This window comes from Natronococcus roseus, assembly GCF_043677095.1.
Taxonomy (GTDB): Archaea; Halobacteriota; Halobacteria; order Halobacteriales; family Natrialbaceae; genus Natronococcus; species Natronococcus roseus.
In genome coordinates this window covers 648,829-672,822 of the sequence record NZ_JBHLJR010000001.1, presented here as the reverse complement: position 1 = coordinate 672,822, position 23,994 = coordinate 648,829, and the positions used below count along the sequence as shown (strand labels likewise).

General features: G+C 67.0%; 27 protein-coding genes. 12 read left to right on the top strand and 15 right to left on the bottom strand.

Annotated features, from left to right (window positions below; translation table 11 throughout):
* Positions 1-3: 3 nt before the first annotated feature.
* Positions 4-2,859 carry a bacterio-opsin activator domain-containing protein gene (locus ACFEMD_RS03490; protein ID WP_394739500.1) on the bottom strand — a complete coding sequence of 952 codons (2,856 nt, stop codon included), beginning with the start codon at positions 2,857-2,859 and terminating at the stop codon, positions 4-6.
* Between the two features lie 129 nt (positions 2,860-2,988).
* Between ACFEMD_RS03490 and ACFEMD_RS03485 the strand changes: the two genes are divergently transcribed.
* Together ACFEMD_RS03485 and ACFEMD_RS03480 are read left to right on the top strand one after the other, a co-directional pair.
* Positions 2,989-3,438 carry a hypothetical protein gene (locus ACFEMD_RS03485; RefSeq protein ID WP_394739499.1) on the top strand — a complete coding sequence of 150 codons (450 nt, stop codon included), beginning with the start codon at positions 2,989-2,991 and terminating at the stop codon, positions 3,436-3,438.
* Between the two features lie 29 nt (positions 3,439-3,467).
* Complete coding sequence (locus ACFEMD_RS03480; RefSeq protein ID WP_394739498.1) at positions 3,468-4,010, top strand: hypothetical protein; 543 nt, start codon at positions 3,468-3,470, stop codon at positions 4,008-4,010.
* A 7-nt stretch (positions 4,011-4,017) separates the two neighbouring features.
* On the opposite strand, the gene ACFEMD_RS03475 is transcribed toward ACFEMD_RS03480, so the two are convergent.
* The 4 genes from ACFEMD_RS03475 to ACFEMD_RS03460 all read right to left on the bottom strand — a co-directional run bounded on the left by ACFEMD_RS03475 (position 4,018) and on the right by ACFEMD_RS03460 (position 5,810).
* The gene (locus ACFEMD_RS03475; protein ID WP_394739497.1) at positions 4,018-4,872 is read right to left on the bottom strand and encodes a YihY/virulence factor BrkB family protein; all 855 of its coding nucleotides are present in this window, start codon (positions 4,870-4,872) and stop codon (positions 4,018-4,020) included.
* A gap of 50 nt (positions 4,873-4,922) precedes the next feature.
* Positions 4,923-5,129, bottom strand: a complete 207-nt coding sequence (locus ACFEMD_RS03470; RefSeq protein WP_278293093.1) for a YwbE family protein — start codon at positions 5,127-5,129, stop codon at positions 4,923-4,925.
* Positions 5,130-5,218: 89 nt separating this feature from the next.
* The gene (gene msrB / locus ACFEMD_RS03465) at positions 5,219-5,617 is read right to left on the bottom strand and encodes a peptide-methionine (R)-S-oxide reductase MsrB (protein WP_394739496.1); all 399 of its coding nucleotides are present in this window, start codon (positions 5,615-5,617) and stop codon (positions 5,219-5,221) included.
* A 40-nt stretch (positions 5,618-5,657) separates the two neighbouring features.
* Positions 5,658-5,810: a hypothetical protein gene (locus ACFEMD_RS03460; protein WP_005556575.1), complete on the bottom strand. Its 153-nt coding sequence runs from the start codon at positions 5,808-5,810 to the stop codon at positions 5,658-5,660.
* 100 nt (positions 5,811-5,910) lie between these two features.
* On the opposite strand from ACFEMD_RS03460, the gene ACFEMD_RS03455 reads away from it, so the two are divergent.
* The 3 genes from ACFEMD_RS03455 (at position 5,911) to ACFEMD_RS03445 (ending at position 8,981) form a co-directional block, all read left to right on the top strand.
* Positions 5,911-7,152, top strand: a complete 1,242-nt coding sequence (locus ACFEMD_RS03455) for an ornithine cyclodeaminase (RefSeq protein ID WP_394739495.1) — start codon at positions 5,911-5,913, stop codon at positions 7,150-7,152.
* 175 nt (positions 7,153-7,327) lie between these two features.
* Positions 7,328-8,278: a phytoene/squalene synthase family protein gene (locus ACFEMD_RS03450; protein WP_394739494.1), complete on the top strand. Its 951-nt coding sequence runs from the start codon at positions 7,328-7,330 to the stop codon at positions 8,276-8,278.
* A 556-nt stretch (positions 8,279-8,834) separates the two neighbouring features.
* Positions 8,835-8,981, top strand: a complete 147-nt coding sequence (locus ACFEMD_RS03445; protein ID WP_394739493.1) for a hypothetical protein — start codon at positions 8,835-8,837, stop codon at positions 8,979-8,981.
* A gap of 39 nt (positions 8,982-9,020) precedes the next feature.
* On the opposite strand, the gene cruF is transcribed toward ACFEMD_RS03445, so the two are convergent.
* Genes cruF through ACFEMD_RS03430 form a run of 3 tightly spaced genes read right to left on the bottom strand, consistent with a single transcriptional unit; the run spans position 9,021 to position 12,280 of the window.
* On the bottom strand, positions 9,021-9,884 hold the full coding sequence (gene cruF / locus ACFEMD_RS03440) for a bisanhydrobacterioruberin hydratase (protein WP_394739492.1): 864 nt from the start codon (positions 9,882-9,884) through the stop codon (positions 9,021-9,023).
* Complete coding sequence (locus ACFEMD_RS03435; RefSeq protein ID WP_394739491.1) at positions 9,877-10,761, bottom strand: prenyltransferase; 885 nt, start codon at positions 10,759-10,761, stop codon at positions 9,877-9,879. The genes cruF and ACFEMD_RS03435 overlap by 8 nt, the downstream gene beginning before the upstream one ends.
* Before the next feature lie 37 nt (positions 10,762-10,798).
* Complete coding sequence (locus tag ACFEMD_RS03430; protein WP_394739490.1) at positions 10,799-12,280, bottom strand: phytoene desaturase family protein; 1,482 nt, start codon at positions 12,278-12,280, stop codon at positions 10,799-10,801.
* Between the two features lie 109 nt (positions 12,281-12,389).
* Between ACFEMD_RS03430 and ACFEMD_RS03425 the strand changes: the two genes are divergently transcribed.
* Complete coding sequence (locus ACFEMD_RS03425; protein WP_394739489.1) at positions 12,390-13,088, top strand: SDR family NAD(P)-dependent oxidoreductase; 699 nt, start codon at positions 12,390-12,392, stop codon at positions 13,086-13,088.
* On the opposite strand, the gene ACFEMD_RS03420 is transcribed toward ACFEMD_RS03425, so the two are convergent.
* From ACFEMD_RS03420 to ACFEMD_RS03405, 4 genes are all read right to left on the bottom strand, one after another.
* Positions 13,089-13,388, bottom strand: a complete 300-nt coding sequence (locus ACFEMD_RS03420) for a hypothetical protein (RefSeq protein WP_394739488.1) — start codon at positions 13,386-13,388, stop codon at positions 13,089-13,091.
* Between the two features lie 137 nt (positions 13,389-13,525).
* A complete protein-coding gene (locus ACFEMD_RS03415; RefSeq protein WP_083909307.1) occupies positions 13,526-13,810 on the bottom strand; it encodes a translation initiation factor eIF-1A in 285 nt (94 codons plus the stop codon).
* A 63-nt stretch (positions 13,811-13,873) separates the two neighbouring features.
* The gene (locus ACFEMD_RS03410) at positions 13,874-14,386 is read right to left on the bottom strand and encodes a hypothetical protein (RefSeq protein ID WP_394739487.1); all 513 of its coding nucleotides are present in this window, start codon (positions 14,384-14,386) and stop codon (positions 13,874-13,876) included.
* Positions 14,387-14,473: 87 nt separating this feature from the next.
* A complete protein-coding gene (locus ACFEMD_RS03405) occupies positions 14,474-15,448 on the bottom strand; it encodes a succinylglutamate desuccinylase/aspartoacylase family protein (RefSeq protein WP_394739486.1) in 975 nt (324 codons plus the stop codon).
* A 120-nt stretch (positions 15,449-15,568) separates the two neighbouring features.
* Between ACFEMD_RS03405 and ACFEMD_RS03400 the strand changes: the two genes are divergently transcribed.
* Entirely contained in the window at positions 15,569-15,949 is a 381-nt protein-coding gene (locus tag ACFEMD_RS03400; RefSeq protein ID WP_394739485.1) for a RidA family protein, read from the top strand.
* Positions 15,950-16,195: 246 nt separating this feature from the next.
* On the opposite strand, the gene ACFEMD_RS03395 is transcribed toward ACFEMD_RS03400, so the two are convergent.
* Complete coding sequence (locus ACFEMD_RS03395) at positions 16,196-17,404, bottom strand: alanyl-tRNA editing protein (RefSeq protein ID WP_394739483.1); 1,209 nt, start codon at positions 17,402-17,404, stop codon at positions 16,196-16,198.
* An 82-nt stretch (positions 17,405-17,486) separates the two neighbouring features.
* Here ACFEMD_RS03395 and folP point away from each other — a divergent pair, with 82 nt between their 5' ends.
* Positions 17,487-19,907 (top strand): dihydropteroate synthase, encoded by a 2,421-nt coding sequence (gene folP / locus ACFEMD_RS03390; protein ID WP_394739482.1) that lies wholly within the window; start codon positions 17,487-17,489, stop codon positions 19,905-19,907.
* A gap of 183 nt (positions 19,908-20,090) precedes the next feature.
* A complete protein-coding gene (locus ACFEMD_RS03385; protein WP_394739481.1) occupies positions 20,091-20,750 on the top strand; it encodes a helix-turn-helix domain-containing protein in 660 nt (219 codons plus the stop codon).
* A 38-nt stretch (positions 20,751-20,788) separates the two neighbouring features.
* Here the strand turns inward: ACFEMD_RS03385 and ACFEMD_RS03380 are convergent, their stop codons facing one another.
* Positions 20,789-21,511: a fumarylacetoacetate hydrolase family protein gene (locus tag ACFEMD_RS03380; protein ID WP_394739480.1), complete on the bottom strand. Its 723-nt coding sequence runs from the start codon at positions 21,509-21,511 to the stop codon at positions 20,789-20,791.
* Between the two features lie 106 nt (positions 21,512-21,617).
* On the opposite strand from ACFEMD_RS03380, the gene ACFEMD_RS03375 reads away from it, so the two are divergent.
* The 3 genes from ACFEMD_RS03375 to ACFEMD_RS03365 all read left to right on the top strand — a co-directional run bounded on the left by ACFEMD_RS03375 (position 21,618) and on the right by ACFEMD_RS03365 (position 23,619).
* Positions 21,618-22,505: a sulfurtransferase gene (locus ACFEMD_RS03375; RefSeq protein ID WP_394739479.1), complete on the top strand. Its 888-nt coding sequence runs from the start codon at positions 21,618-21,620 to the stop codon at positions 22,503-22,505.
* A 242-nt stretch (positions 22,506-22,747) separates the two neighbouring features.
* Complete coding sequence (locus ACFEMD_RS03370) at positions 22,748-23,116, top strand: UPF0175 family protein (protein WP_394739478.1); 369 nt, start codon at positions 22,748-22,750, stop codon at positions 23,114-23,116.
* A complete protein-coding gene (locus ACFEMD_RS03365) occupies positions 23,113-23,619 on the top strand; it encodes a twitching motility protein PilT (protein ID WP_394739477.1) in 507 nt (168 codons plus the stop codon). Before ACFEMD_RS03370 ends, ACFEMD_RS03365 begins: the two co-directional genes overlap by 4 nt.
* Positions 23,620-23,718: 99 nt before the next feature.
* Here the strand turns inward: ACFEMD_RS03365 and ACFEMD_RS03360 are convergent, their stop codons facing one another.
* Positions 23,719-23,979 (bottom strand): amphi-Trp domain-containing protein, encoded by a 261-nt coding sequence (locus ACFEMD_RS03360; RefSeq protein WP_394739476.1) that lies wholly within the window; start codon positions 23,977-23,979, stop codon positions 23,719-23,721.
* Positions 23,980-23,994 lie beyond the last annotated feature (15 nt).

Sequence of the window (23,994 nt, the reverse complement as noted above, 5' to 3'; positions counted from 1 at the left end):
TCACTATTCAACTCCAGTCGACGGCGCCGCCGGGAGGCCGATCTCCTCGAGCAGGACCGCGAACAGCGTTCGCTGCACTCGACGGACGTGGCGGTAGAACGCCGCCGACGAGATACCGAGCGTCTCGGCGATCTCCGCCCCGGAACGCTCGCGGGGCGATTCGAAGTAGCCGCCGTAGTAGGCCATCTGAACGACCTCGAGCTGGCGGTCGGTCAGCCGATCGAGCAGGTCCGCACGCAGGTCCCGTGGAGCCGTCCGCTCGACGGTCCGCTTCGAGCGAAGCTCGACGTCGGTGAAGGCGTTCGCGACGACGTCGGCGCTGGCGGCGGGGTCGACGCTGCTCGGCACGTCGACGACCAGCCGGGTCGTCTCGGGCGTCGCCTCGAGCCGGTGGAGAACGATTCCGTGATCGGCGAGCCGAAGCGCCAGGAACGGCCGCGAGAGCTCGAGTAACACGGTCGATCCGTCGCCGTCGCCGACGGCCTGGGCGTCCTCGACGGCGACGAGATCGAGCGCGGCCGCCGCGACGTCCTCCGCGGGAGCGCCGTCGACGGTGACGAACACCGCCACCGTCCCCTCGTGCTGGCGAACGCCGCCGTCGAAGGAGAGCACGCAGTCCAGCCGACGAGCCAGCCGCGCGAAGACGAACTCCTCGTCGGCGACGTCGAACTCGAGGCGGGTCCGCGAGTCCGACAACAGCGCCCGCTTTCGCTCGACCGCGGCGATCGCGGCGGCGATCGTCTCGCCGAGTTCCGCGAGCACCGAGCGGGTGGTGTCGTCGAACGCGTCGGGCCGATCGGCGTAGACCGTCAACACGCCGTAGGTGAACTCGTCGTAGGCCAGGGGCACGGCGATGGCCGACTGGTAGTCCCGCGAGAGGGCAGCCCGGCGCCACGGCTCGTCGTGGAGCTCGTCGACGACGTTCGGGACGACCGTTACCTCCCGGCTGGTCGCCGTCCGCGCCGCTGGCTCGGTCGGTTCGTCCAGCGAGAGGGAGACGCTGTCGAGGTACTCCCGTCCCCGACCGCTGCCGTCGTGGGCGCTCGACTCGAGGCGCTCGCCGGCGGCGTCTGCGGCCCCGATCCAGGCGAACGCGAACCGTTCGGCCGCCGTCAGCCGCTCGCAGACCGCGCGTTCGATCTCCTCACGGGTCTCGGCGCCGACCAGCGCGGCGTCGATCTCCCGGATGATCTCGTTCATCCGGTTAAGGCGGGTGAGCTGTCGGTTCCGTCGCTTGAGCTCCCGATCGCGGTCGCGGAGGCGTCGCTCGCGCTCGACCCGATCGAGGGCGGCCTCCGCGGTCGCCGCGAGCAGCTCGGTCAGCTCCCGCGAGACCTCGTCGAAGGCGTCGACCTCGGGCGAGCCGACGACGAAGACGCCGTGGTCGCCGAGCGGGACGAACCCCACCGACCGGAGCTCCGTGGTCGGATCCGACAGCGTCGGCGACTCGCGAACGTCACCGAAGAACTGTGCCTCGCCGGCGAGGAAGACCTGCCCGGAGATGCTGTCGTCGTTCGCCCGCCTGGTCGGGAGCGGGCCGTGCAGCCGATCCATCCCCGACGAGGCCGCCACCGGCCGCAACACGTTCTCGTCGGTGTCGAACCGCAGCGCCGCGCTGGCCTCGAGGTCGAGGACATCGGTCGCGTCCGCGACGATCCGGTCGGCGATCTCGGGCTCGGTCTCGGCGTACAGCAGCTCGCGAGCGGTGCCGTGTAGCGCCGTCAGCGCCTCCTCGCGGCGCTTTCGGGTGGTGATATCCCGACAGCTGTACAGCATCGTCCCGTCCTGGATCGACACCTCGCGGACGTTGACCAGCAGGCTGTGTTCCCGGCCGGCCCTGTCGGTTGCCGTACACTCGATGTTGGTCAGCACGCCCTCCGCGGCGAGGGCCTCGCGATCGAACAGCTCCGGTCCCAGAAGCTCGTCGATCGTTCCCATCTCGTGGATCTGGTCGTCGGTGTAGCCGAAGATGAAGTGGACGTTCGGACAGACGTAGGTGAACGCGCCCTCGTCGTCGGTGATGAGGACGGTGTCGGTCATGTGGTTGAGCGTCACCCGGTGGAGCTCCTCGGACTGGCGGAGTTCGGTCTCGAGGCGGACGCGTTCGGTGACGTCGACCGCGCGGGCGAACAGCGAGACGACCGCTCCGGTTTCGTCCCGAACCGGCCGCACCGTAACGTCGAGGGTTCGGGGCTCCGTTCCGCGCCCGCCGTCGACGCTCACCTCGAGCTCCCGCCGGGCGATCGTTCCCGCCGCGGCCCGATCGATCGCCTCGCCGATCACCGCCTCGGATTCCCACCACGACAGCGTTGCGAACGATCGGTCTCTGGACTCGTCTGCACCGGCGTCAAGCGCCTCGAGTGCGGCCTCGTTGGCTCGGCGGATCCGGCCGTCGGGGTCGAGGGTCCACGAGTACGCGTCGGGATCCGCGAAGATCGACTCGAACTGTCGGGCTCGCTCCCGGCGTCGGCGCTCGGCGGTTCCCGTCGAGAGCGCGCGGTCGATCGTCGCCTCGAGTTCGTTCAGCCCGCGGTGAGGGAGGTACTCGGTCACTCCCGCGGCGACCGCATCGCTCGCGAGCCCCTCGTCGCCCTCCTCGGGAACGAGAACGACCGGCAACGCCGGATCGCGCTCGCGGAGTCGTTCGAGCAGTTCGAGTCCGGTCGTGCCGTCGAGTCGCTGTGCGGTGACGACGCAGTCGATCTCGGTCGCCGACAGCGTCTCGAGTGCGGTACCAACGTCGAGGACCGAGCGAACCTTGCCCGACTCGAGTTCGCGGACGCGATCCGTGAGCGGCGTCTCGGCGCCGGTTTCGACGACGAGTAGTCGAGAATCGTCGCGAGTCCGTACGGAAGCCATTCGTTCGTCGCTTCGACCTCCGTCGGTGAGAACGTACCGATCCCACGAACCGACAGCCGTTCACCGTCCGATCCTCGTAGGACCGGGCGTGCGCGTCGCGGTTACCGTCGACGATCGGAAGCTCCGGAAGTGATCGAGAGCGTTCGCGCCCACGACGACGTCGCCGAGACCGCGGTCGAGCGCCTCGGCGCGGGCAACCTCGTCGTCGGTCGGTCGGAAACGCGCGTCACCAACCTCGAGCCGCCCGTTTCCGGTCGGAACCGTCCCGAGCCGTCGCGAGCCGACGACCGGGCGGGTGTACGGCTGTATCGACGGGATCGGCCCGAACTCACGGGGACGCTGTACGACACCTCCCCCTCGGCGGCCGACCTGCTCGAGGCGCTCGAGGCGATCGGGACGCAGCGAGCACTACACACGCTTCGGTTCGCGGAATCGACCGATAGCGCGGCGACGATTCGGGACGTTTCGCTCGTTTCACGACGTTTTATCCGGTTCGGCGGGGCGGAACCGAGTATCAGTACGGTAACGAATCCCTGTAAATTGTTCTATCACTTTCAATCGTTTGTATTAACCAGATAGTGACATACGGTAGCTGTGACGTATTTCGTATGACAGACCCCTGCCGACGGAGCGTGATCGTGGGCGGACTCGCGGTGATCGCTGGCGGCGCGATCACCGCCGTCGGCACTGGTGACGAGGGCGTCGGCGACGGGGCCGACGCGAACCCGAACGATAGCGAACCGGACGCCGAAGGGTCGGACGAAGAGGACTGGACCGACGAGTCCGGTAACGAGGCCGACGGTAAAGCCGACCTCGAGGGATCCGACGAGGAGTCGGCCCGCGATGCCGTCGACGACCCCGATACCGCCGCGCCCACGCTCGAGCTGTCCGTCTCGTCCCCGGAGTCGGTCGCCGCCTCGGACGGACGCGCCGAGTTCCTGATTACGGTGGCCAACTGCGGCGAGGAGACGCGCTCGGTGCTGATCGCCCTCGAGGTCGGCTGCGTCGAGGACGAACTCGAGACGCCGTCGCTGGCTCCCGGCGAGCATACCGACGCGTACGCGAGCTACACCGATCTCGACTCGGGCGCCCTCGAGTGGTCGGTCGCCGTCGGGACGGTATGTGAGCGCGGGACGCTGTCGGTGACCTAACGGGACGTCAGCGATCGGGGAGTTCGAGCTCCTCCGGCGGCAGCCACTCGTCGCCGGGTTCGACGCGGCCGGCGAGCACCGCGTTGACGACGGCGCCGATCAGCAGACAGAGCGCGCCGAGGTAGACCCACGTCAGGATCAGCAGGACGGCGCCGGCGATCCCGAACAGCACGACGCTCTCGGAGGTCGCGATGTAGATCCGAAAGCCGACCGCCAGCGCCGCCCAGGTGACGGCGGCGAACGCCGTCCCCGGCAACACCTCCCGCACCGAGACGTCGGTCTGGGGGAACAGGTAGTACATCGGGAAGAACACGAGCGGAAGGGCGACGAGGAGCCCGATCGCACTCGCAACCGCTGCGAGCAGCCCGCCCGCCTGGATCGGGAGGCTGATCCCGACGACGCCGACGAGCACGACCCCCAGAGCGATCGTGACCGTCGCGAGCAGGGTGTTGACTGCGGTCACGAGCGTGACGGTCGTCACGCTCTCCACGTACGACTGGTGCTCTCGAGAGCCGTAGATGCCGGTAAACGCGCTGTTTATCGCCTGGAACGAACGGGCCGCACTCCACAGCAGGATCGCGAGGGCGAGCAGCGCCGCGCGGATTCGGTCGCCGCGGTCGCCGGCGATTTCCTCGAGATCCGCGTCGGCCAGCGCGTCCTCGAGCCCGAACGTCTCGGCGACGCCCTCGAGGATCGGCTCGAGCGCGTCGACGAGCGCCGCCCCGACGAGCACGAGAATAACCAGCGGTACCAGCGTGTTGAACGCGTGGTAGGCCAGTCCGGCCGACTTGACGCTGATCTGTCGTTCCCGGGCGACGGCGGCGACGTGACGGCCCACCTCGAGCCAGCGTGATCCTCTCATCGACTACTCGGCCCGAACTCGAGCGGCCTGGGGTAAAATAGCGTCGAGAGTTACTCGTCGGGGGCGATCGACTGGACGTGGCCGACGACGCCGTTTTTTAGCTCGACGCGGGGCCCGTCGGGGGTGTCCTCGTAGACGGTGCCGACCTCGCCGATCAGCGGCTCGGTGTCCTCGGAGTGGACGTCCTGATCCTCCTGTACGATCTCGACGGTCAGTCCCTGTCGCAGCTCCTCGGCGGTCGGGCGTTCGCTCGACATGGATAGTGGTGGGAGCGTGCGTTCGAAAAGGGTAGTGCCTGCATTCGCTTCGGGTCCCCGTCGGGGACCGAGGCGGCCGTGGTGACGGGTTACTCGCCGTCGAACTCGAGGATCGCCGAGTTGATACAGTAGCGCTTGCCCGTCGGCTCGGGGCCGTCGTCGAAGACGTGGCCGAGGTGGCCTCCGCAGTTCGCACACAGGACCTCCGTTCGCTGCATCCCGTGGCTGTTGTCGGGGCGGGTCTCGACGCGGTCGTCGTCGACGTCCGAGAAGCTGGGCCACCCGCAGCCGGAGTCGAACTTCGTCTCCGAATCGAACAGGGTGGCGCCACAGCCCACGCAGGCGTAGCTCCCGTCTCCCTTGTGGTCGACGTACTCGCCGCTGAACGGCGCCTCGGTGCCGGCCTCGCGGAGGATGCGGTACTGCTCGTCGGTGAGTTCCTCGCGCCACTCGCGGTCGTCGGTCGGCACGTCGGGTTCGTTGCTCATGTGGCCCCGTAAGACGGTGAGGGCCAAGAGTCTGTCTCCCCTATCGATGGGTCATGACGTCGGTGCTGCCACAGGTCGGACACTGGGTCATTCGTCCGAGCTTCGGGACCTCGAGTCGGACCCAGGCGTCGTCGCCGCCCGGCGCCTCGAACCCGCAGCTTCGACACCGCGACTTGCCGAGTGTGGATGCCATACGGTACCGTACGTCCAGGAGACCCATATAGCTTGATCCCGATCCGGTTTGCGAGCCGAGACGCACAGATTGACGGTGCCCCGTCGCCAACGGAACGGTGATGACTGTGGCGCGAACCGTAGAGCTCGAGGGACACATCATCGACTCGGGGACGATGGGGGCCTGTTTCGGAGCCGTGATGGGTATGGGCGGGGAGTTCGAGGTCGAGGAGTTCGAGGTCGGCCGGCACAAACACGCCGAAACCTACTGCCGGATGCGGGTGATGGCCGACACTGAGGAGGAGCTGCGGGCGATCCTCCACGAACTCAACCAGCAGGGGGCGACGGTAGCCGATCCGCGGGACGCGACCCTCGAGGCCGCGCCGGGAGACGGGATCGTTCCGGTCGACTTCTACTCGACGACCAACCACCCGACGGCCGTCCGCATCGACGGCGAGTGGCACGACGTCGAGGGCGTCGAGATGGACTGTGCGCTTGTCGTCGACCGCGAGGACGGCGTCCGGGTCCGGACGAAGGTGCTGAACGCGATCGAGGCGGGCGACCTCGTCGTCACCGGCGAAACCGGAATCCGGGTCGACCCGCCCGAACGGCCCCGCAACGGCGGTGGCGGCTCGTTCGGATTCATGCAGGGCGGGGTCTCGAGCGAGCGCCCCTCGGCCTCGCTCATCGAGGAAATCGCCGACGAGATGCGGGAGGTTAACGAGACCGGCGGCACCGTCCTCGCGGTCTGTGGCCCGGCGATCGTCCACTCGGGCGGGCGGAACGCGCTGGCCGCCCTCGTCCGGGCGGGCTACGTCGACGCGATCAGCGCGGGCAACGGGTTCGCCGTCCACGACCTCGAGCGGGATCTGTACGGCACCTCGCTGGGCGTCGATACGGAGAGCTTAGAACACCCCCGAAAGGGACACAAACACCACATCTACACGATCAGCGAGATCGCCCGCCTCGGCGGGATCGAGGAGGCCGTCGCGGAAGGGGTCATCGACGAAGGCGTGATGTACGAGTGCGTCGAAAACGACGTCCCCTACGTGCTCGCGGGCTCGATCCGCGACGACGGCCCGCTGCCCGACACGATCACCGACTCGATCGAGGCCCAGGACGCGATCCGCGAACAGGCCCAGGAGGCCGATCTCGTGCTCATGCTCTCGACGCTGTTGCACTCCGTGGCCGTCGGCAACTGTCTCCCATCGACCACGAAGACCGTCTGCGTCGACATCAACCCCGCAACCGTTACCCAGCTACTGGACCGGGGCAGCGCCCAGGCGATCGGCATGGTCACCGACATCGGGGCGTTCATCCCGATGCTCGCGGACGAGGTCCTCGAGGCGAACTACGAGCAGTAGTCCCCGCTCGAGACGGCAGCATTGTCCGCTTTCGGCCCCCGTCTCGTCGGGATTCGGCGGAGAAGCCATCTCAGTGAGGGGTAGTAGTTTTATACGGATCTGTCGTATATGTTATTCCTGATCGCCGTCCGACGGCGCCTCCGGACGGGCGACCGTCGGACGGCTGGAGTCGCAAATGCAACAGGAACACATCGACGCGGGCAAGGCGATTCAGAAGCGAACCGGGAAGACCTTTTATCTCGCGACGCGGTTCCTCCCCGAACGGGTTCGCAACGCCACCCACGTCCTGTACGCGTTCTTTCGCATCGCCGACGAGATCGTCGACGACGCCGCAGATGTCCCGGCGGCCGAACAGCGCGCCGAACTCGAGTCGCTTCGCGCACAGGCCCTCGGCCGCGCCGAGCCGGACGACCCGGTCCTCGAGGCGTTTCGCGAACTCTGTGACCGGTACGGGATCGAGGATGAGGAGATCGAAACCTTCCTCGACGCGATGGAGTCGGACATCGAGACCGACCGGTACGAGACCTACGCCGACCTCGAGACGTACATGCGGGGCTCGGCGGCCTCCGTCGGCGTGATGATGACCGCGATCATGGAGCCCGACGAGCCCGAGACCGCCCTGCCCCACGCGGTCAAACTCGGGGAGGCGTTCCAGATGACGAACTTCCTGCGGGACGTTCGCGAGGACGTCCTCGAGCGCGATCGGATCTATCTCCCCCGGGAGACGCTGCGGGCCCACGACGTCCCGGAGCGTCAGGTCGAGACCCTCGAGTACTCCGAGTCGTTTCGGGACGCGATGGCCGAGGAGCTGCGCCGAACCGAGGATCTCTACCGGGAGGGGGTCGCCGGCATTCGCTACCTGCCCGAGGACTGTCAGCTGCCGGTGTTGCTCGCGGCGGTGCTGTACGCCGAACACCACGCGGTGATCCGCGATCGGGAGTACGACGTACTCTCGGCGGACCCGTCGCTGTCGACGGTACGCAAGCTCAAGTGCCTCGCAAAGACCCGCTGGCACTGGCACTGGAACCGCGATCCGGAGGCGGTGTTCGCCCGCGTTTCCGCGATTCCGGCCCTCGAGCCGGATCGACGCGGCCCGGAGCACGGCGACCGCGTCCCGACGCGATAGCAGTCCGGTTCCAGTGTTCTGAGCCACTCCCGAAACTCAGCGGGGTGATAACTTCATCTGTGAATGGAACAGCCGGCGAGACGTCTGCAGTGCGAATGGAACACTGCGGAAAGTGCCGAGCATCCGCGAGTAGCGCGGAACGGAACGTTCCGCGGACCGTTCGCGCGGCGCAGCCGCGCGAAGACGAAGCGAGCGGTTCACCGCCGGAGCGGGGTGAAACCCCGCGACGGCGGCCTTTTGGCATCATCAGAACCGCTTTGCGGTTCTGATTAGCAGTCAGAACGCAACGTGTTCTGACGACATCAACGGGTTTTGCCCAGCGCGGGACCGTTGGTCCCGCGAGCCGTGCGAACGGGAGCTTCGCGCCCGTGAGCAGAGGGGGTTGAGGCTGGCGTCGCAGACGCCAGCCGATGCCCCCGGTAAAAGAGGTTGCTGTACGTAGCGCGAGTTTATGCCCTCCTCTGAAGACTGAGTCCGTCTCACTAGCTGTCGATATCTTAAACGCCCCCGATATCGGGGCTGTGTTTTCGTTGTCTATCGGTTCGAACGATGAGTCATGAGCACGCAACACGATCCCCTCGAGTTCGACCAGGAGAACGCCCGCTTCGCCGCGACCGGACTTGCCGTCTGGCTCGCCCTGACGATCCTCGCGATCATCGTACTGCTCCTGTTCGGACCGGCGATCAGCGCCATCTTCGTCTGAACCGGTCCGAAACCGAACGCCGTTCTCGCGTCGATCCGATCAGCTCCCGCCCGGGAGCGCCGTTTTCACCATCTCGAGGTCGTACCGGTCGGTCCGGAACAGCCCCAGACAGAACAGTCCGGCGACCCCGGCGGCGATCCAGTTGCCGTAGAGCAGGTTGATCGAGCCCCACAGCAGGACGAAGCTGACCAGGTCGTCGAGGATGAACACGCAGGAGCGAACGCGCTCGAGCAGCGCCGCCCGGTCGAAGGCGAGGTCGACGAGGACGACGGCGACGGTGCCCGAGATCACCCAGCCGACGTAGTTCGAGACGGGGACGCCGTAGTAGCCGCCCGACTCGAACGCCCAGAAGCCGATCGCGACGGCCGCGGGGTCGAGCACGAGGTCGATCGCGACGACGGCGGCGATCGCCGCGGGGATCCGGACGAGGGCGCTGTCGGCCCGTCCGCCGAGTACCAGCAGCGTCAGCAGGTAGGCGTTGAGCACCAGCGGAATGAAAAACAGCGGCAGCGCTAGGGGCACCTCGCCGAGTAACATCGGCCCGAGCTGGATCGTGTACTCGAAGGCGCCGTAGGGCCAGTCGGTCCGCACGCCGACGATCTCGATCGCGTAGGTGTAGATTGTCAGAACGCCGAGACAGCCTGCGGCCCACCAGCCGATCCGGGGAAGGAGGCCGACGACCAGCGGCGAGCGCATCACGGCCGTTCCGAAGAGGATCAACAGCGGGTTGTACGCCAGCGGCTCCGGCAGTAGTCCCTCGGCGCTGGCGACCAGCGTGAGCGCGCCGATCGCCGGAAACACCACCGCGATGGTAAACCGGTTCTCGCGGATGACGTCCTCGAGTCGCCGCTGAAGGTCGGCTCGGTTCCACTCGGTCGGTCGTCCCGTCGTCAGCTCATCCATACAGAATCACCCAGAGTCCGCCCATCGTCAGCGCCGCACCGACGACCGTGTTGATCGCCGGGAACCACCAGTAGGCCCGATCGACGGCCACGCTCGAGGTCGCGATCGCGACGACCAGCAGCGGGTAGACGGCCATCGCCGCGCCGAGGCGGGGATCGAGCGCGGCGAACGCGACCGCGCTCGCGAGCCAGCAGGCGCCGCAGTAGGCATAGGTTCGGGTCTTGCCGAGGGCCGTTGCCGTCGTCCGAATCCCCGTCTCCCGATCGGGTTCGATGTCGGGGATCGCCGAGAAGGTGTGCATCCCCATCGCCCACAGCCAGCCGCCGATGACGGCGAGAACCGGCGGCTGCGAGCCCGCGACGGCGGCGTACGCCGCGGCCCCGGGCATGATGTACAGTCCGTTCGAGACCGAATCGAGCAGCGGGGTCGTCTTGAACCGCAGCGGCGGGGCGCTGTAGGCCGCGCCGAGGACCAGAAAGCCCACGATCCAGGGCCAGGCCGCCCGCGGGACGAGCGGGAACAGCGCGAGCCCGAGCCCGCCCGTCAGCGCGACCGCTGGCGGGACCGTCCGCTGACCGCGATAGCGCGCCTCGCGGTCCTCCTTCTTCGGGTTCGCCGCGTCGATCTCGCGGTCGAAGATGTCGTTGACGCCGTAGAGGAAGACGTTCGCCGGCACCAGGAAGTACAGGAAGAGGGCGATCGCGGCGGGCTCGAGCAGCTCCCCGACCGACGAGGCGCCGTAGGCGACCCCGACCAGCACGGGCCCGGCCAGGTAGAGCCAGAACCGAGGCCGCGAGAGGACGAGCAAGTACGACAGCTCGTCGACGGCGCCCCCGTTCGCGCCGGTCCCGTCGGCGGGGTTCGAATCGTCGTTCATCACTGCGGCGTCCTCCCTGCGACGTCTCGCATCCGGCTCACCCGTGGTCCTCGAGGACCGCCTCGGCGGTCAGTTCGCCGCTGATGAGACACATCGGGACGCCGATTCCCGGGGTCGTATCCCCGCCGACCATGTAGAGGCCGTCGACTCGCTTGGCCCGATGGGGCGGCCTGAAGAGGGCGGTCTGGCGGAGCGTGTGGGCGAGACCCAGCGCCGTCCCGTTGTAGCTGTTGTACCGGTTCGCGAAGTCCTCGATACAGAACCGTTCCTCGAGGACGATCCGGTCCCGGAGGTCGGTGCCGGTGTGGTCGGCGAGGTCGTCGAGGACCAGCTCCCGGTACTGCTCCCGCTGTTCGGGAGTGTCCTCGAGTCCGGGCGCGATCGGGACGAGCACGAACAGGGCGCTGTGGCCGTCGGGAGCGACGCCGTCGTCGGTCTCGGAAGGGACACAGCAGTAGTAGGCGGGATCGTCCGGCCAGGCTGGGTCCTCGAAGATCTGCTCGAAGTGTTCCTCCCAGTCGGTCGGAAGGACGAGGGTGTGGTGGGCCAGCTCGTCGACGTCGCCCTCGACGCCCAGGTACAACAGGAACGCGGAGGGGGCGTACGTGCGCGACTCCCAGTAGTCGGCATCGTACCCCTGGCGCTCGGCCGGGAGCAGCTCCTGGTCGGTGTGGTGGTAGTCGGCGTTGCTGACGACCAGATCCGGCCGCAGCGGTCCCTCCGGGGTCTCGACGAGGAAGGCCCCCTCTCGCCCTTTGATCCCGGTCGCGGGGCGATTCGTCTCGTACTCGACGCCCAGCTCTCGGCCCATCTCGGCGATCCCGTCGATAACGCCGCCGACCCCGTCCTCGGGGTACCAGACGCCGAGGTTGAAATCGACGTGGCTCATCAGGTTGTACAGCGCGGGCGTGTTCTTCGGCGATCCACCGAGGAAGACCAGCGTGTACTGCATGATCTGTTGCAGTTTGGGGTGGTCGAAGTAGTCCTCGACGTGACCCTGCATCGACCCCAGAAGCGAGAGCCCCCGAGCCTGTCTGGCGACGTCGAGATCCAGGTAGTCCCGGAGCTTCGAGCGGTCCTCGTAGACGAAGTGCTCCATCCCAACCTCGTAGTTCTCTCGGGACTTCTCGAGGTAGCGCTCGAGGGCATCGCCGGCGCCGTCCTCGTAGGAGTCGAAGATCCGCTTGGTGCGCTCGAGGTCGGGCGTCACGTCAACCTTGTCCCCGTCCTTGAAGAAGATCCGGTAGTGGGGGTCGAGATGGGTTAGCCCGTAGTAGTCGGTCGGCGTTCGGTCGAAGTGATCGAAGAAGCGTTCGAAGACGTCGGGCATCAGGTACCACGAGGGACCCATGTCGAACCGGAACCCGTCTCGCTCGAGCCGGCTCGCGCGGCCACCGAGCTGTTCGTTCTTCTCGATGACCCGCACGTCGGCGCCCGCATCGGCCAGATAGCAGGCCGTCGAGAGCCCGCCGACCCCGGCGCCGATCACGACGACCGACTCTCCGTCAAGCGATTGCATACGTTCCCTGAACGTCGGCCCGAGTATAAACGTACGTCATCCCTGTTCGGATTTCCGGACTCGAGGGCGGCGTCGATGGGTTCCTGTAGCCGCGCTCCCTACGCCAGCCATGGACGAACTGACAGTTCTCGTGACCGGTGGCACGCGCGGGATCGGACGGGCCGTCGCCGACGCGTTTGCAGCCGAGGGTGCGACCGTGGTCGTCGGCGCTCGAGACGGCGACGCGGTCGAGGAAACCGTCGGCGCCCTCGAGGAGAGCGGAGCGACGGCGGCGGGCGTCCGAACTGACGTCCGCGACGAGTTCGACGTCGAACGGCTCGTGGAGACGGCCTCGAGGGCCGGATCGAACGGCGGGATCGACGTCGTCGTCGCCGCGGCCGGCGTCTACCACGGCGAGGCCGGCGCGACGCCGACCGATCGGGAGTCGTACGCGGCGTTCGACGACCACTGGCGGAGCAACGGTCGGGGCGTGTTCGCGACGATTCGCGAGGCACTCCCGCACCTCAACGAGGGAGCGCGGGTGCTCGTACCCACTGGGGCGGTCGCGCGGAAAGGCAAACGGGGGTACGGCTCGTACGCGATCTCGAAGGCGACGGCGGAGGCCGTCGCACGCGGGTTCGCGGCCGACACGGACTCCGTCGTGGGCTGTCTCGACCCGGGGCAGGTTGGGACCCAGCTCTCGGGCGGAAGCGGTCGGGATCCCGACGACGTCGCGGGGATGTTCGTCTGGGGTGCGACCGACGCACCGGCCGACGATCTCGACGGGTCCGTTCTCGGTCTTCGGGAGTGGAAACAGGCGACGCGGTAGCTACTCGTCGTTCTCTACGTCTCGGGCGTGTTCCCGGCCGAACGTCGACAACGACTCCCAGCCGAACTCGTCGCCCAGCGTCTCGATCGCCTCGCCGATCGACGCCCGGTCCTCGAGTTCCCGCTCGGTTTCAGGACGGCCGACGACCGTCTCCTTGTCGTCGTACTCGCCCTTGAAGACGGATCGACTCGCCGTGTCGAAAAACATCGGCGTTCCCTCCGTCGTCGAGCCGACGTACTCGACGTCGCCCTCGCTGTACTCGTCGAACGTCGCCCTCGCGCTCCCGTCCCTAATATACATACACGGTCTGCTGTGATTAAACCCCACAACCGTTCGTATTGCGCATGCAAGCCAAGGCGGAGCTACCGCTCGAGCCCCGGTGGCGAGGGGTGCGGCGACGCCACTGGGAGGCGGGAGGGAACTCCGCGATGAAAATTTCAGTCGATGTGACCTTCGCGGCGAAGCTGGTCGGCGTCCTGGCTGGTGTAGCGCCACTCGATGGTCGCCTTCTCGTCCTGCCAGTCCCAGGGTTCGGCGACGACGATATCGTCTTGCTCGATCCAGGTTCGGTACTTCATTCGTCCCGGAATGCGGCCGAGCCGTTCCTCGCCGTCGGCACACTGGAGCTGGACGTGGTTGCCCCCGAGGTGTTCGGTCACAACGGCGAATACTTCATCGTCGTTGGGCATACGGAGGTTCCGTCGCCCGGAGTTTTCTGACACAGGCTATCTACGACGGCCATACGTTTAAATGATTGGCGAGACGCAGTGCCGTGGGTCCCGATCTCACAGCTCCCGCTCGGAATCGGGGTTCTCGAGGTCCCACAGCAGCTCCGGCAGGAAGGCGTCGAGGTTGTCGATCACGACCCGGTCGCTGACGTTCAGCCCCTCGCAGTGGTCGTGGGCCGACTCGCGGATGTCGACGTGGAGGTCGCCGTCCTCCCGCCAGACGCCGAGCGGAAACACCGAACACCGGGTCGGCTTCCAGTCCTCCTCGAGGTGCAGCGAACAGAGGCCGTCCTCCCGGAGGAACGCACAGGCACAGCCGTCGTCGGCGACGTGGTCGTCGCGACCTTTCTCCTCGCGGGTGACGAACTTCTCGCCGCGGAAGTCCGTCGTCGTCTCGGCGAGGTTCGCCCGCCTCGCGAGCTCGAGGAGGTCGTCGCCGTACAACAAGACGCCGTGCTGGCAGCACCAGGTGCAGTCCTCGACGCACTCGAAGGTCAGCTCGGGGTCGAACTCGACGACGACCTCGCGACCCGGATAGACCTCGACGCGGGGGGAAGCCTCGGTGCTCACACCTCCCGAGAGGGGGCGTCCGCGGAAGTGCCTTTCCTCTCGGCTCGGCGCTCGAGCGGCGTTGACCGTACGATGGCGAGAACTGATTCACCGGCCGGCACCGGATTCGGATCGTTCGGCGATTCCGGCCAGCTTCTCGCCGGCGGTGACCGCCGACTCGCGGGTCAGCGAGTAGATCACGCCGGAAGCGGTGGCGACGACCGACTGGCGCCGTTCGAACGTGGCGGGACAGTAGAGTGTCCCGAGTCCGTCCCCCTCGGCGACGTGGTCGCCGACCGCCACGTCCGGTGTGGGTTCGAACAGTCCCGATCGGTCGGCACCGACCCGCCCCCCGTCGTCGTACAGCACCGTCTGCGAGGGAGGGTCGAGTGGCTCCGTCCGGAGCATGCCGAGCTCGCCCAGGACGTTCTCGATACCGTCGGCACCCCGTCGGGCCGCCTCGAGGTCGACCTGCCGACTGTTCGAGAGCTCCGGGACGATCACCGTCGTCCCCGCCAGCCGCGCGGCCGTTCGCAGCGTTCCGCGGTACTCCTCGAGCGAGCGATCCGGCTTCGGGTCGGTCATGAGGTAGTCGGCGCCGAACACCGACGCGAGCCGTCGGGAGTCGTGCTCGCCGTTTTGAAATCGGACGTGCTCGAGCATGTCCGCGGTGCCGCTGTGGAGGTCGATCACGACGTCGGCGGCCTCGATCAATTCCCAGAGGCTGGCGACCGTTCGCTCCTGGAGCGTGCCGTCGTCGTTTCCGGGCCACACCCTGTTGAAGTTCGGGTTGACCGCGTCGACCGCCTGCGGGGTTACGTAGGAGCCGTGATCGAACGCGAGGCTGTTGACCACCGGAACGACGATCACGGTCCCCGCCAGCTCGACCTCGAGCAGCCGCTCGTGGAGCCGGCGCAGCGCCGCGGTTCCGTTCAGCTCGATCCCGTGCTGTGCGGCCTGCAGGTACACCGTCGGTCCGGGCCCGCCCTCGTAGCGGTGGACGGTCACTGAGACGTCCGTTCCCGACGGGAGCCGAGCGAGCGAGCGCTCGCTCACCGCGTGCGAGACGGTCTCGTGTTCCATACCGGATGGAGCCAGTGGCCCGGCTTGTAACTTTGGTCGCGGCGGCCGCTCCCGCCGCGACCCACCGCGCTCGCGGACCCGGCGCCGAATTTTAAGGCACCCCGACCAGTATGTCGGGGCGTGAAACGAACGATCCACACCGACGACGCACCGGAGGCGGTCGGCGCGTACAGCCAGGCGACGACCAACGGCGACGTCCTGTTTACGGCCGGTCAGCTACCGATGACCGCCGACGGGGAGCTCCTGGACGACGAGTCCGTCGGCGACCAGACCCGACGGTGTCTCGAGAACGTCGAAGCCATCCTCGAGGCCGAGGACGCCTCCATGGCGGACGTCCTCAAGATGACGGTCTTCCTGAACGACATCGACGACTTCGACGAGTTCAACGAGGCCTACAGCGAGTTCTTCGACGAGGAACCCCCGGCGCGGAGCGCCCTCGAGGTCGGCGAGGTCCCGAAGGGGGCGGCCCTCGAGGTCGAGGCGATCGCGACGGTCGAGTAACGCCCGCTCGCGGTTCTTTTCGTCGACGTTCGACTCCTCGAGAGCCGCAGGTGCGAGTCCGCGCGGATCGGAACGCCCTCCGACGCGGTCCCCGCTCCTCGAGGCGACGAAACACCACGAAACAGGACCTGTTCGGTCCCCGAGGGAATGTGGTTGGATTCGTCGACCAGCCGGCTGCTCGAGACGAGGCGGTATCGAAGATCGGCCGAGTGAGTATAGACCGAGGAACGCTCGCTGCCGGTTCGCTCAGCGCTCTCGCCGGAGGTAGTCGACGACGTCGGCTGGCGCGGCCTCGAGCCCGCCGCCCTGGGCGAGCGTCTCGCCCCCGCCGCCGCCCCCGCCGAACTCCGCGGTGACGTCCTCGACGATCCCGCTCGCGTCCGTCTCGCCCGTCGTCGCCGCCACCACGAACGCGCTCCCGTCGACGCCCGTCAGCACGACGACGTCGCCGATCTCCCCGGCGCTCTCCCGAGCCCGTTCGGACGCGTCGTTCGGGCCGACGCCGTCGACGTCGAGTTCGCCGACGACCCACTCCTGGCCGTCCCGCGCTACCGCTTCGTCGCCGAGCGTCTCGAGTCGTTTCTCGAGCACTCGTTCCCGAAGCTCGTCGAGTTCGGCCTCGAGCTCGGCGTTGCGCTCGGCGACGGCGCTCGCTCGCTCGGGCAGCTCCGAAACGCCGGTCTCGAGGGCTCGCGCGGCCCGCTTCGTCGCTCGCGTGCGGTCGGTCCCGGCCCGGATCGCGGCCGGGCCGACCGCGTACTCGACCCGAACGAGGTCGGCCCCGGGGTTCGAGATATCGAGCACCGCGATCGGACCGATCTCGATCGTGTTCCGGACGTGGGTGCCGCCGCAGGCCGCGATATCCCAGTCCTCGATCTCGACGATTCGGACGGTGTCGGCCCGCTGGGCCTCGGGAGTGAGGTTGAAGACGATCTCGTCGTCCGCCCTGGCTCGCTCGACGTCCATCTCTCGCCAGGTGACCTGCCGGGAATCCCAGACGGCCTCGGCGAGCAGTCGTTCGAGCGAGAGGGCGTCGATCGCCTCGGGCTCGCTCGTCTCGAAATCGATCCGACACGTCTCGGTTCCGATGTCGAACCCGCCGTAGCCGTGGTCCGCGAGCAGCCGTCTGCCGGCGCCGTACAGCAGGTGACTGGCGGTGTGAGCCCGCATGCAGTACGTGCGAAACACCCCGTCGATCGAGCCGACGACGGTCTCGCCCGCCTCGAACTCGGGAGCCGACGCCAGCGTGTGGACGACCGCGCCGTCCTGCGTCTGGACATCGACCACTTCGGCGTTCCCGATCGTTCCTCTGTCGGCTGGCTGACCGCCGCCTTCCGGGTAGAAGTACGTCTCCTCGAGTCTGACGTCGGTTCCGTCGACGGCCCGTACCCTCGTCTCGAACTCGGTTACGTAGGGTTCCGCGGCAGCACGGCTCCCCGTTGCGTCCGGTGTCATGCCGGGAGTATCGGGGCACGCCGCCATAACCGTGCGGGGCGGTGTCAGTACTTTCATAGGGGCGCCCGGCACCACGGTTGGTATGGAGTACCACGAGGCGGTCGACTCCCTCGAGTCGCTGCAACGGCGGCGACCGAAGCTCGGAACGGAGACGACCGCGACGCTGCTCTCAGCGCTCGGTCGACCGCACGAGGAGATCGGCTGCGTCCAGATCGCGGGATCGAACGGGAAGGGAAGCACGGCGCGGATGCTCGAGCGAGTACTCCGCGAGGACGGGCTCGACGTCGGGCTCTACACCTCGCCGGACCTCGACGACGTACGCGAGCGGATCCTCGTCGACGGCCGGAAGATCCCGAAGGAGCGCGTCTGCTCGTTCGTCGCAGAGATCGAGGATGCGGTCGAGCGGCTCCGGGAGGAGGGAGACGCGCCGACGTACTTCGAGGTACTCACGGCGCTTGCGCTCTCGCACTTCGCGGCCGAGTCAGTCGACGTCGCCGTCCTCGAGGTCGGGATCGGCGGGCGCTACGACGCGACGAGCGCGGTCGATCCGATCGCGAGCGCAGTCACCAGCGTCAGCCTGGAGCACACCGATCTCCTCGGCGAGACGATCGAGGAGATCGCCCGCGACAAGGCCCAGGTCGCCCCTGCCGACGCCCCGCTCGTCACCGGCGCCGACGGGGCGGCCCTCGAGGCGATTCGGACGGAGACGGACGCGATCTCGGTCGGCGGCGACGCTGCGGACGTGGTCGCGACCGAACACGGGCTCGACTCGCCCGTCGAGAGCGCGATTTCGATAACGGCGCCGGAGTGGTCGGTCGAGACGAACCTCCCGCTTCCCGGCACTCATCAGGCGACCAACGCCGGCGTCGCCGCGGTGCTGGCCGACCAGATCGCGTCGGTCGACCCCGACACGATCGCACGCGGGCTGCGCAAGGCTCACTGGCCCGGTCGCTTCGAGGTCGTCTCGAGGTCGCCGATCGCGGTGCTGGACGGCGCGCACAACCCGGGTGCCTGTGAGACGCTCGCGGATCTCCTCGAGCGCTACGCGTACGACGAGCTCCACCTGGTCTTCGGCGCGATGACCGAGAAGGACCACGAGGGGATGGTCGCGGCGCTTCCCGACTCCGACTCGGTCTTTCTCTGTCAGCCGAACGTCCCGCGAGCCGAGTCGCTCTCGGTTCTCGCCGATGTCTTCGAGGGACGGGCGGGTCGGATCGACCGCTCGGGATCGGTCCTCGAGGCGACCGAGCGCGCGCTCTCGCGGGCCGACGAGGACGACCTCGTGCTCGTCGCCGGCTCGCTGTACGCGGTCGCCGAGGCCCGCGATCGGTGGTCTCGCCTCCAGGTTCCCAAGCGAACGAAGACGGAACCCGAGGCCCGATCGGTACTCGAGGGGATGGGGCTCGAGGAATCGACCGTAGCGACGACCGCCGAACGGGCCGTCGGCCGGACGGTCAAAACCTACCTCCGTGATCCGCAGGCCGAGCGGATCAGCCGAACGTTTGAGGCGATCGGCGGGAGCTGTACGCTCTCGCCGACCGAAACCTCCACTCGTCGAGTAACGACGGTGCTCTCGGGGACGAACGCCCAGTTTCGGGAGCTGATCGACGAACTCGCTGACGACGAACTCGGGCTGGCTCACGTCTCGAGTCAGCTCCGGGAAATCGTCGAGGACGATGGCGACGGACGCGAGGACGATGGCCGACTCCCGTGGAATCGGGAGACGGCCGTCATGGGCGTGCTGAACATCACCCCCGACAGCTTCCACGACGGCGGCGAGTACGACGCGCTTGAGGACGCCGTCGCTCGCGCGAAGGCGATGGCCGAGGCTGGCGCCGACATCGTCGACGTGGGCGGCGAGTCGACGCGGCCGGGCGCCGACCCCGTCCCGGTCCCCGAGGAGATCGACCGCGTCGTCCCCGTGACCGAGACGCTCGCCGACCTCGAGGTTCCCGTCTCGGTCGACACGCGAAAGGCCGCCGTCGCCGACGCGGCCCTCGAGGCGGGCGCCGAGATCGTCAACGACGTCTCCGGGCTCGAGGACCCCGAGATGCGGTTCGTCGCCGCCGAGCACGACGCCACCCTCGTCGTCACGCATAGCCTGGACACGCCCGTCGATCCTGATCGGGACGTCGCCTACGACGACGTCGTCGAGGAGGTCGTCTACGATCTCCAGGAGACGGTCCTGCTGGCCGAACGGGCCGGCCTCGAGCGCGATCGAATCGTCGTCGATCCCGGGTTCGGGTTCGGAAAGAACGCCGAGGAGTGCTTCGAGTTGCTTTCTCGACTGGACGAGTTTCGGGCGCTCGGCTGTCCGGTCATGGTCGGCCACTCCCGCAAGTCGATGTTCGATCGGGTGAGCTGCGAGCCCGGGGATCGCCTCCCGCCGACGGTCGCGGTCACGACGATGGCAGCCGAGCGCGGCGCCGACGTCGTCCGGGTCCACGACGTCGCCGAGAACGACGCCGCGATTCGGACCGTTCGGGCGACGGATGGTCGGTAACTTCCGGGAATGTCGGCCGGAACAACCCCTTAACCGACTGAATCCGACCGGACGACAAGTACTCTTATAATACTCCCGTGAGCAGTGTGGGACATGATCCCTCGACTCATCAGCGACGGTTCTTCAAGCAGCCGCCGCGTCGTCCACGAACGACCCCCGCACGATCGGCCCGGTCGCTAAGCGATGTCGATCACAGTCAAAGCGTACGCGGAACACGAGCACCTCGCGTTAGTGCCGACGTTGCGACGGGCCGACGACCTCGAGATCAAGGTTCTCACCCAGGCCAACACCGATCCGGGATCGCACGTCTTCCCGTTTCTCCTCGAGTACGACGACGTCGGCGAACTCGAGGGGTTCCTCGAGGCGGATCCGACCGTCGACGACTACCACCTCGTCGACGAGGGCGAGGACACCCACATCTACTACATCGAACACTCGGCGGAGACGAAGCTCCTGAGCCCCGTCGTCACGCAGGTAAATGGATTCATGTCCTCGGCCAAGACGAAGTGCCGAGGCTGGTTCGTCACCCTCCACCTCCCGGATCGGGAAGCGCTGACCACGATCTGGGAGTACTCCGAGGAGTACGACGTGAGCTTCGATATCGTCGAGGTGTACGGCCGAGCCCGCAACGAGACCGGCGTCGCCTACGGACTCACGGAGGAACAGGTCGAGGCGCTGACGGTGGCCTACGACTGTGGCTACTTCAGCGAGCCTCGAGAGATGGCCCTGAGCGATATCGCCGACGAGATCGGGCTCTCCTCGACGGCCATGAGCGGACGGCTCCGACGCGGGATGCGGAATCTGATCTCCGCCGCGCTGATGGACGGCGAGGACATCGAATAAGAGTTTCCGCGACGCGGTTGTGAAACGAGGACGAGCGACTACTCGCTCGAGGCGACGATCTCGTTTCGCAGCGTGCCGACCCCCTCGTAGGTGATCTCGACGGTGTCACCGGGTTCGACCAGTCCCGGGTTCGCGGGGCTGCCGAAGGCGACGACGTCGCCGGGACGGAACGTAAAGCGCTTCGAGAGGTAGGCGACGATCTCGTAGGGGTCGAACAGCATGAGCTCCGTGTTCGCGTCCTGGCGGCGCTCGTCGCCGATGTCGGTGTGCATGTCGATCCCCCGCGGGTCGAGGTCGGTCTCGAGCCACGGCCCCAGCGGGCCGGAGCCGTCGAACGCCTTTCTCGCCGTTCGGCCCTGCTGGTCGAGCGCGTCGACGTCGTTCATGATCGTGTAGCCCCGGACGACGTCGGGTACCTCGTCCTCGGAAACGTCGTGACAGCGCTCGTCGATCACCGCCGCGAGCTCGCCGGCGTAGGTCAGCTCCTCGGTGAACTCGGGGTACTCGATGGGCGCTTCGTGGGCCAAAAGCGACGCCGGCGGCTTGATGAAGAAGTCGGGCTCCTCGGGACGCTCGTACTCCATCTGGTCGAGCGTCTCGGCGTAGTTGCGCCCGACGCAGTACATCGCCGATGGCTCGCAGGGCGGGAGGAGGTCGCCGTCGACGCCGACCTCGTACTCGTCGCCATCCGTGTAGACGACGCCGTCCTCGTACTGTCCGGTTACCGGTCCGTCGGCCGTCTCGATTCTCGCGAGTCGCATTGGCGGTGGTCGTCAGTCCAGCGGCGTATGTGTACCGATCCGGTTTCGGACGTGTCGGCTCGGACCGTGTTACCCTTTTCTCGCTGCTCGTCGGAGAACGCCTCGCATGAGCGAGTACGACACCGACGTGTTAGTTTCGGCGGATTGGGTCGAAGACCACCTCGAGGAGTTCCAGGCCGACGATCCCGACTACCGTCTCGTGGAAGTGAACAGCCCCGAATCGCCCGATGAAGGGGACTTCCCATCGCGGTACGACGAGGGTCACGTTCCGGGCGCGATCGGGATGCAGTGGGACGAGGATCTCTCCGATCGGGACCAGCGGGACATCCTCAAGAAGGAGGACTTCGAGCGAATCGTCGGCGACCGCGGCATCAGCGAGGAGTCGACGGTCGTCTTCTACGGGAACGGCTGGATTCCCAACTGGTTCGCGCTGTTTGCCTACTGGGAGTTCAAGTACTACGGCCACGAGGACGCCCGCGTCTTAGACGGCGGGAAGGACTACTGGGTCAACGAGGACTACCCGCTGACCGACGAGGAACCAGAGTTCGACGCCGTCGAGTACACCGCGAAGGGACCCTTCGAGAGCATCCGCGCCTACCAGGACGACGTCGACAAGGCCCGCGAGGCGGGCATCCCGATGGTCGACGTTCGCTCGCCCGAGGAGTTCACCGGCGAGATCATCGCCCCCGAGGGACTCCGCGAGACCGCCCAGCGCGGCGGCCACATCCCCGGCGCCTCGAACGTCCCGGTGAAGACGAACCTGCGCGACGACGGCCGGTTCAAGGGGCTCGACGAGCTCGAGGAGCTGTACGCCGATCAGGGGATCGACGGCGACGAGACGGTCGTCACCTACTGTCGGGTCGGCGAGCGCTCCGCCATCGCGTGGTTCGCCCTGCACGAGCTGCTCGGCTACGGGGACGTCCACAACTACGACGGCTCCTGGACGGAGTGGGGGAATTTGATTCGGGCGCCGATAGAGAAAGGGGAGAACTGAGCGGAGCGAAATTCTCCCGAAGAGCGAGCGGGGAGCGACAGCGACCCGCGAGAAGGGGGAGAACGACCGGAGAGGGCGATACCTCCGGTCTCGCAGACCGTTCGCGCGGTGAAACCGCGCGAAGACGAAGTGAGGGAGTTCTCCCAAAGCCGAGCAAGAGAGAAGTTGGAACCAGGCCTCTCGATATACGGATTTCCGGCGCGTTTCATAAATAGTATGAAGGCGTAGTTTGGAACAGAACAATGGCACGAATCACCGGGTCGTATCCGGACGACCTCGACCTCCTCATCGAGGGTGCTGTCGAGGCTGGTGTATTTACTGGCAAGAGCGATGCGTTGCGAGAGTTCGTGCGTGAATACTTCGAGGACCACGAAAACGAGCGCATTGCGGCTGCGGTCGCCCTCTACGAACGCGAGCGAATCACGCTCGGTGATGCTGCGAGACTTGCTGCTGTCGACCGCTGGACGATGCGTGATATCCTTCGTGAGCACGGCGTTGAGCTCCGTCTCGGACTCGTCGACGAAGACGACGCAGTCTACGAGAGAGAGGCAGCGAGCGAACTCGAATTCGATGATGAGGACTCGAGCGACGAAGCGTCACGGACGAAATGACGGGTGACGATATTCCAACGAGCCCGAGCGTCCTGAACACGACTGTTCTCTCGAACTTTGCGTACATCGACCAGCTGTGGGTAGTTGCAGGTCTCTCCGGAATCTGTGCGGTTCCAGTCGTTCGCGAGGAACTCGAAAATGGCGCTGATGATCATCCGTACCTTCAGTCAGCACTCGATACACTCGACAACGAGATTCCAGTCGCGACGATTTCGAATACAGTCGCAAACAGAGAGGCCGTTGTCGCTGACTATCTCGATCCCGGTGAAGCGCAGGCGTTTGCACTCGCGGACGCACACGACGGGCGGCTACTGACTGATGACGGAGATGCCCGGTCGTTTGCGAAAGATCAGGGTCTGACTGTCGTCGGATCGGTTGGCGTTCTGTTGGCTGCAATCGATGCCGGAAAGATCGATGAAGTGACTGCTGACGAGTGGCTGTCGACGTGGATCGATGACATCGACTACTACGTTCCGTATCGGTCGATCTCGGAGTATCGATGACCGATCCTCGAGCGGAGCGATGAAAACTGCGAAACAGCTACCGGCGACTTGAGCACTCCTCGCTCGAGCACCGAGCACGACGAGTCGGCTACTCCCGACTCACTCGGTGGGCTCGTCGTCGACCTCCCACTCGAGCGTGACGGTGATCTCCTCGCGTTCGCCCCCGAGCATCGGCGAGCGTTCCTCGACCTCGATTCCGTACTCGAGCGTCGAGGATGGGGTCAGCGCCAGCGTCTTGTTGCCGACGTGCACGTCGATCGGGCCCGCTCCCTGTCCGCGGATCTCCCGAGCGAGGTCCTGCAGCAGGTCGGCTGCTTCGTCGCGCGAAACGTCCTCCTCGTGGTCCGTCTTCTCTGCCATGTACGTGTACCCACC

Bases quoted from the DNA above. Each gene is read 5' to 3' on its own strand.
- ACFEMD_RS03370 (WP_394739478.1), top strand. From the start codon at position 22,748: ATGGCACGAATCACCGGGTCGTATCCGGACGACCTCGACCTCCTCATC.
- ACFEMD_RS03420 (WP_394739488.1), bottom strand. From the start codon at position 13,388: ATGTATATTAGGGACGGGAGCGCGAGGGCGACGTTCGACGAGTACAGC.
- ACFEMD_RS03480 (WP_394739498.1), top strand. From the start codon at position 3,468: ATGACAGACCCCTGCCGACGGAGCGTGATCGTGGGCGGACTCGCGGTG.
- ACFEMD_RS03460 (WP_005556575.1), bottom strand. From the start codon at position 5,810: ATGGCATCCACACTCGGCAAGTCGCGGTGTCGAAGCTGCGGGTTCGAG.
- ACFEMD_RS03385 (WP_394739481.1), top strand. From the start codon at position 20,091: ATGTCGATCACAGTCAAAGCGTACGCGGAACACGAGCACCTCGCGTTA.
- ACFEMD_RS03430 (WP_394739490.1), bottom strand. From the start codon at position 12,280: ATGCAATCGCTTGACGGAGAGTCGGTCGTCGTGATCGGCGCCGGGGTC.
- ACFEMD_RS03425 (WP_394739489.1), top strand. From the start codon at position 12,390: ATGGACGAACTGACAGTTCTCGTGACCGGTGGCACGCGCGGGATCGGA.
- ACFEMD_RS03375 (WP_394739479.1), top strand. From the start codon at position 21,618: ATGAGCGAGTACGACACCGACGTGTTAGTTTCGGCGGATTGGGTCGAA.
- ACFEMD_RS03455 (WP_394739495.1), top strand. From the start codon at position 5,911: ATGACTGTGGCGCGAACCGTAGAGCTCGAGGGACACATCATCGACTCG.
- ACFEMD_RS03365 (WP_394739477.1), top strand. From the start codon at position 23,113: ATGACGGGTGACGATATTCCAACGAGCCCGAGCGTCCTGAACACGACT.
- ACFEMD_RS03395 (WP_394739483.1), bottom strand. From the start codon at position 17,404: ATGACACCGGACGCAACGGGGAGCCGTGCTGCCGCGGAACCCTACGTA.
- ACFEMD_RS03450 (WP_394739494.1), top strand. From the start codon at position 7,328: ATGCAACAGGAACACATCGACGCGGGCAAGGCGATTCAGAAGCGAACC.
- cruF (WP_394739492.1), bottom strand. From the start codon at position 9,884: ATGGATGAGCTGACGACGGGACGACCGACCGAGTGGAACCGAGCCGAC.
- folP (WP_394739482.1), top strand. From the start codon at position 17,487: ATGGAGTACCACGAGGCGGTCGACTCCCTCGAGTCGCTGCAACGGCGG.
- ACFEMD_RS03380 (WP_394739480.1), bottom strand. From the start codon at position 21,511: ATGCGACTCGCGAGAATCGAGACGGCCGACGGACCGGTAACCGGACAG.
- ACFEMD_RS03435 (WP_394739491.1), bottom strand. From the start codon at position 10,761: ATGAACGACGATTCGAACCCCGCCGACGGGACCGGCGCGAACGGGGGC.
- ACFEMD_RS03405 (WP_394739486.1), bottom strand. From the start codon at position 15,448: ATGGAACACGAGACCGTCTCGCACGCGGTGAGCGAGCGCTCGCTCGCT.
- ACFEMD_RS03360 (WP_394739476.1), bottom strand. From the start codon at position 23,979: ATGGCAGAGAAGACGGACCACGAGGAGGACGTTTCGCGCGACGAAGCA.
- ACFEMD_RS03445 (WP_394739493.1), top strand. From the start codon at position 8,835: ATGAGCACGCAACACGATCCCCTCGAGTTCGACCAGGAGAACGCCCGC.
- ACFEMD_RS03490 (WP_394739500.1), bottom strand. From the start codon at position 2,859: ATGGCTTCCGTACGGACTCGCGACGATTCTCGACTACTCGTCGTCGAA.
- ACFEMD_RS03475 (WP_394739497.1), bottom strand. From the start codon at position 4,872: ATGAGAGGATCACGCTGGCTCGAGGTGGGCCGTCACGTCGCCGCCGTC.
- msrB (WP_394739496.1), bottom strand. From the start codon at position 5,617: ATGAGCAACGAACCCGACGTGCCGACCGACGACCGCGAGTGGCGCGAG.
- ACFEMD_RS03470 (WP_278293093.1), bottom strand. From the start codon at position 5,129: ATGTCGAGCGAACGCCCGACCGCCGAGGAGCTGCGACAGGGACTGACC.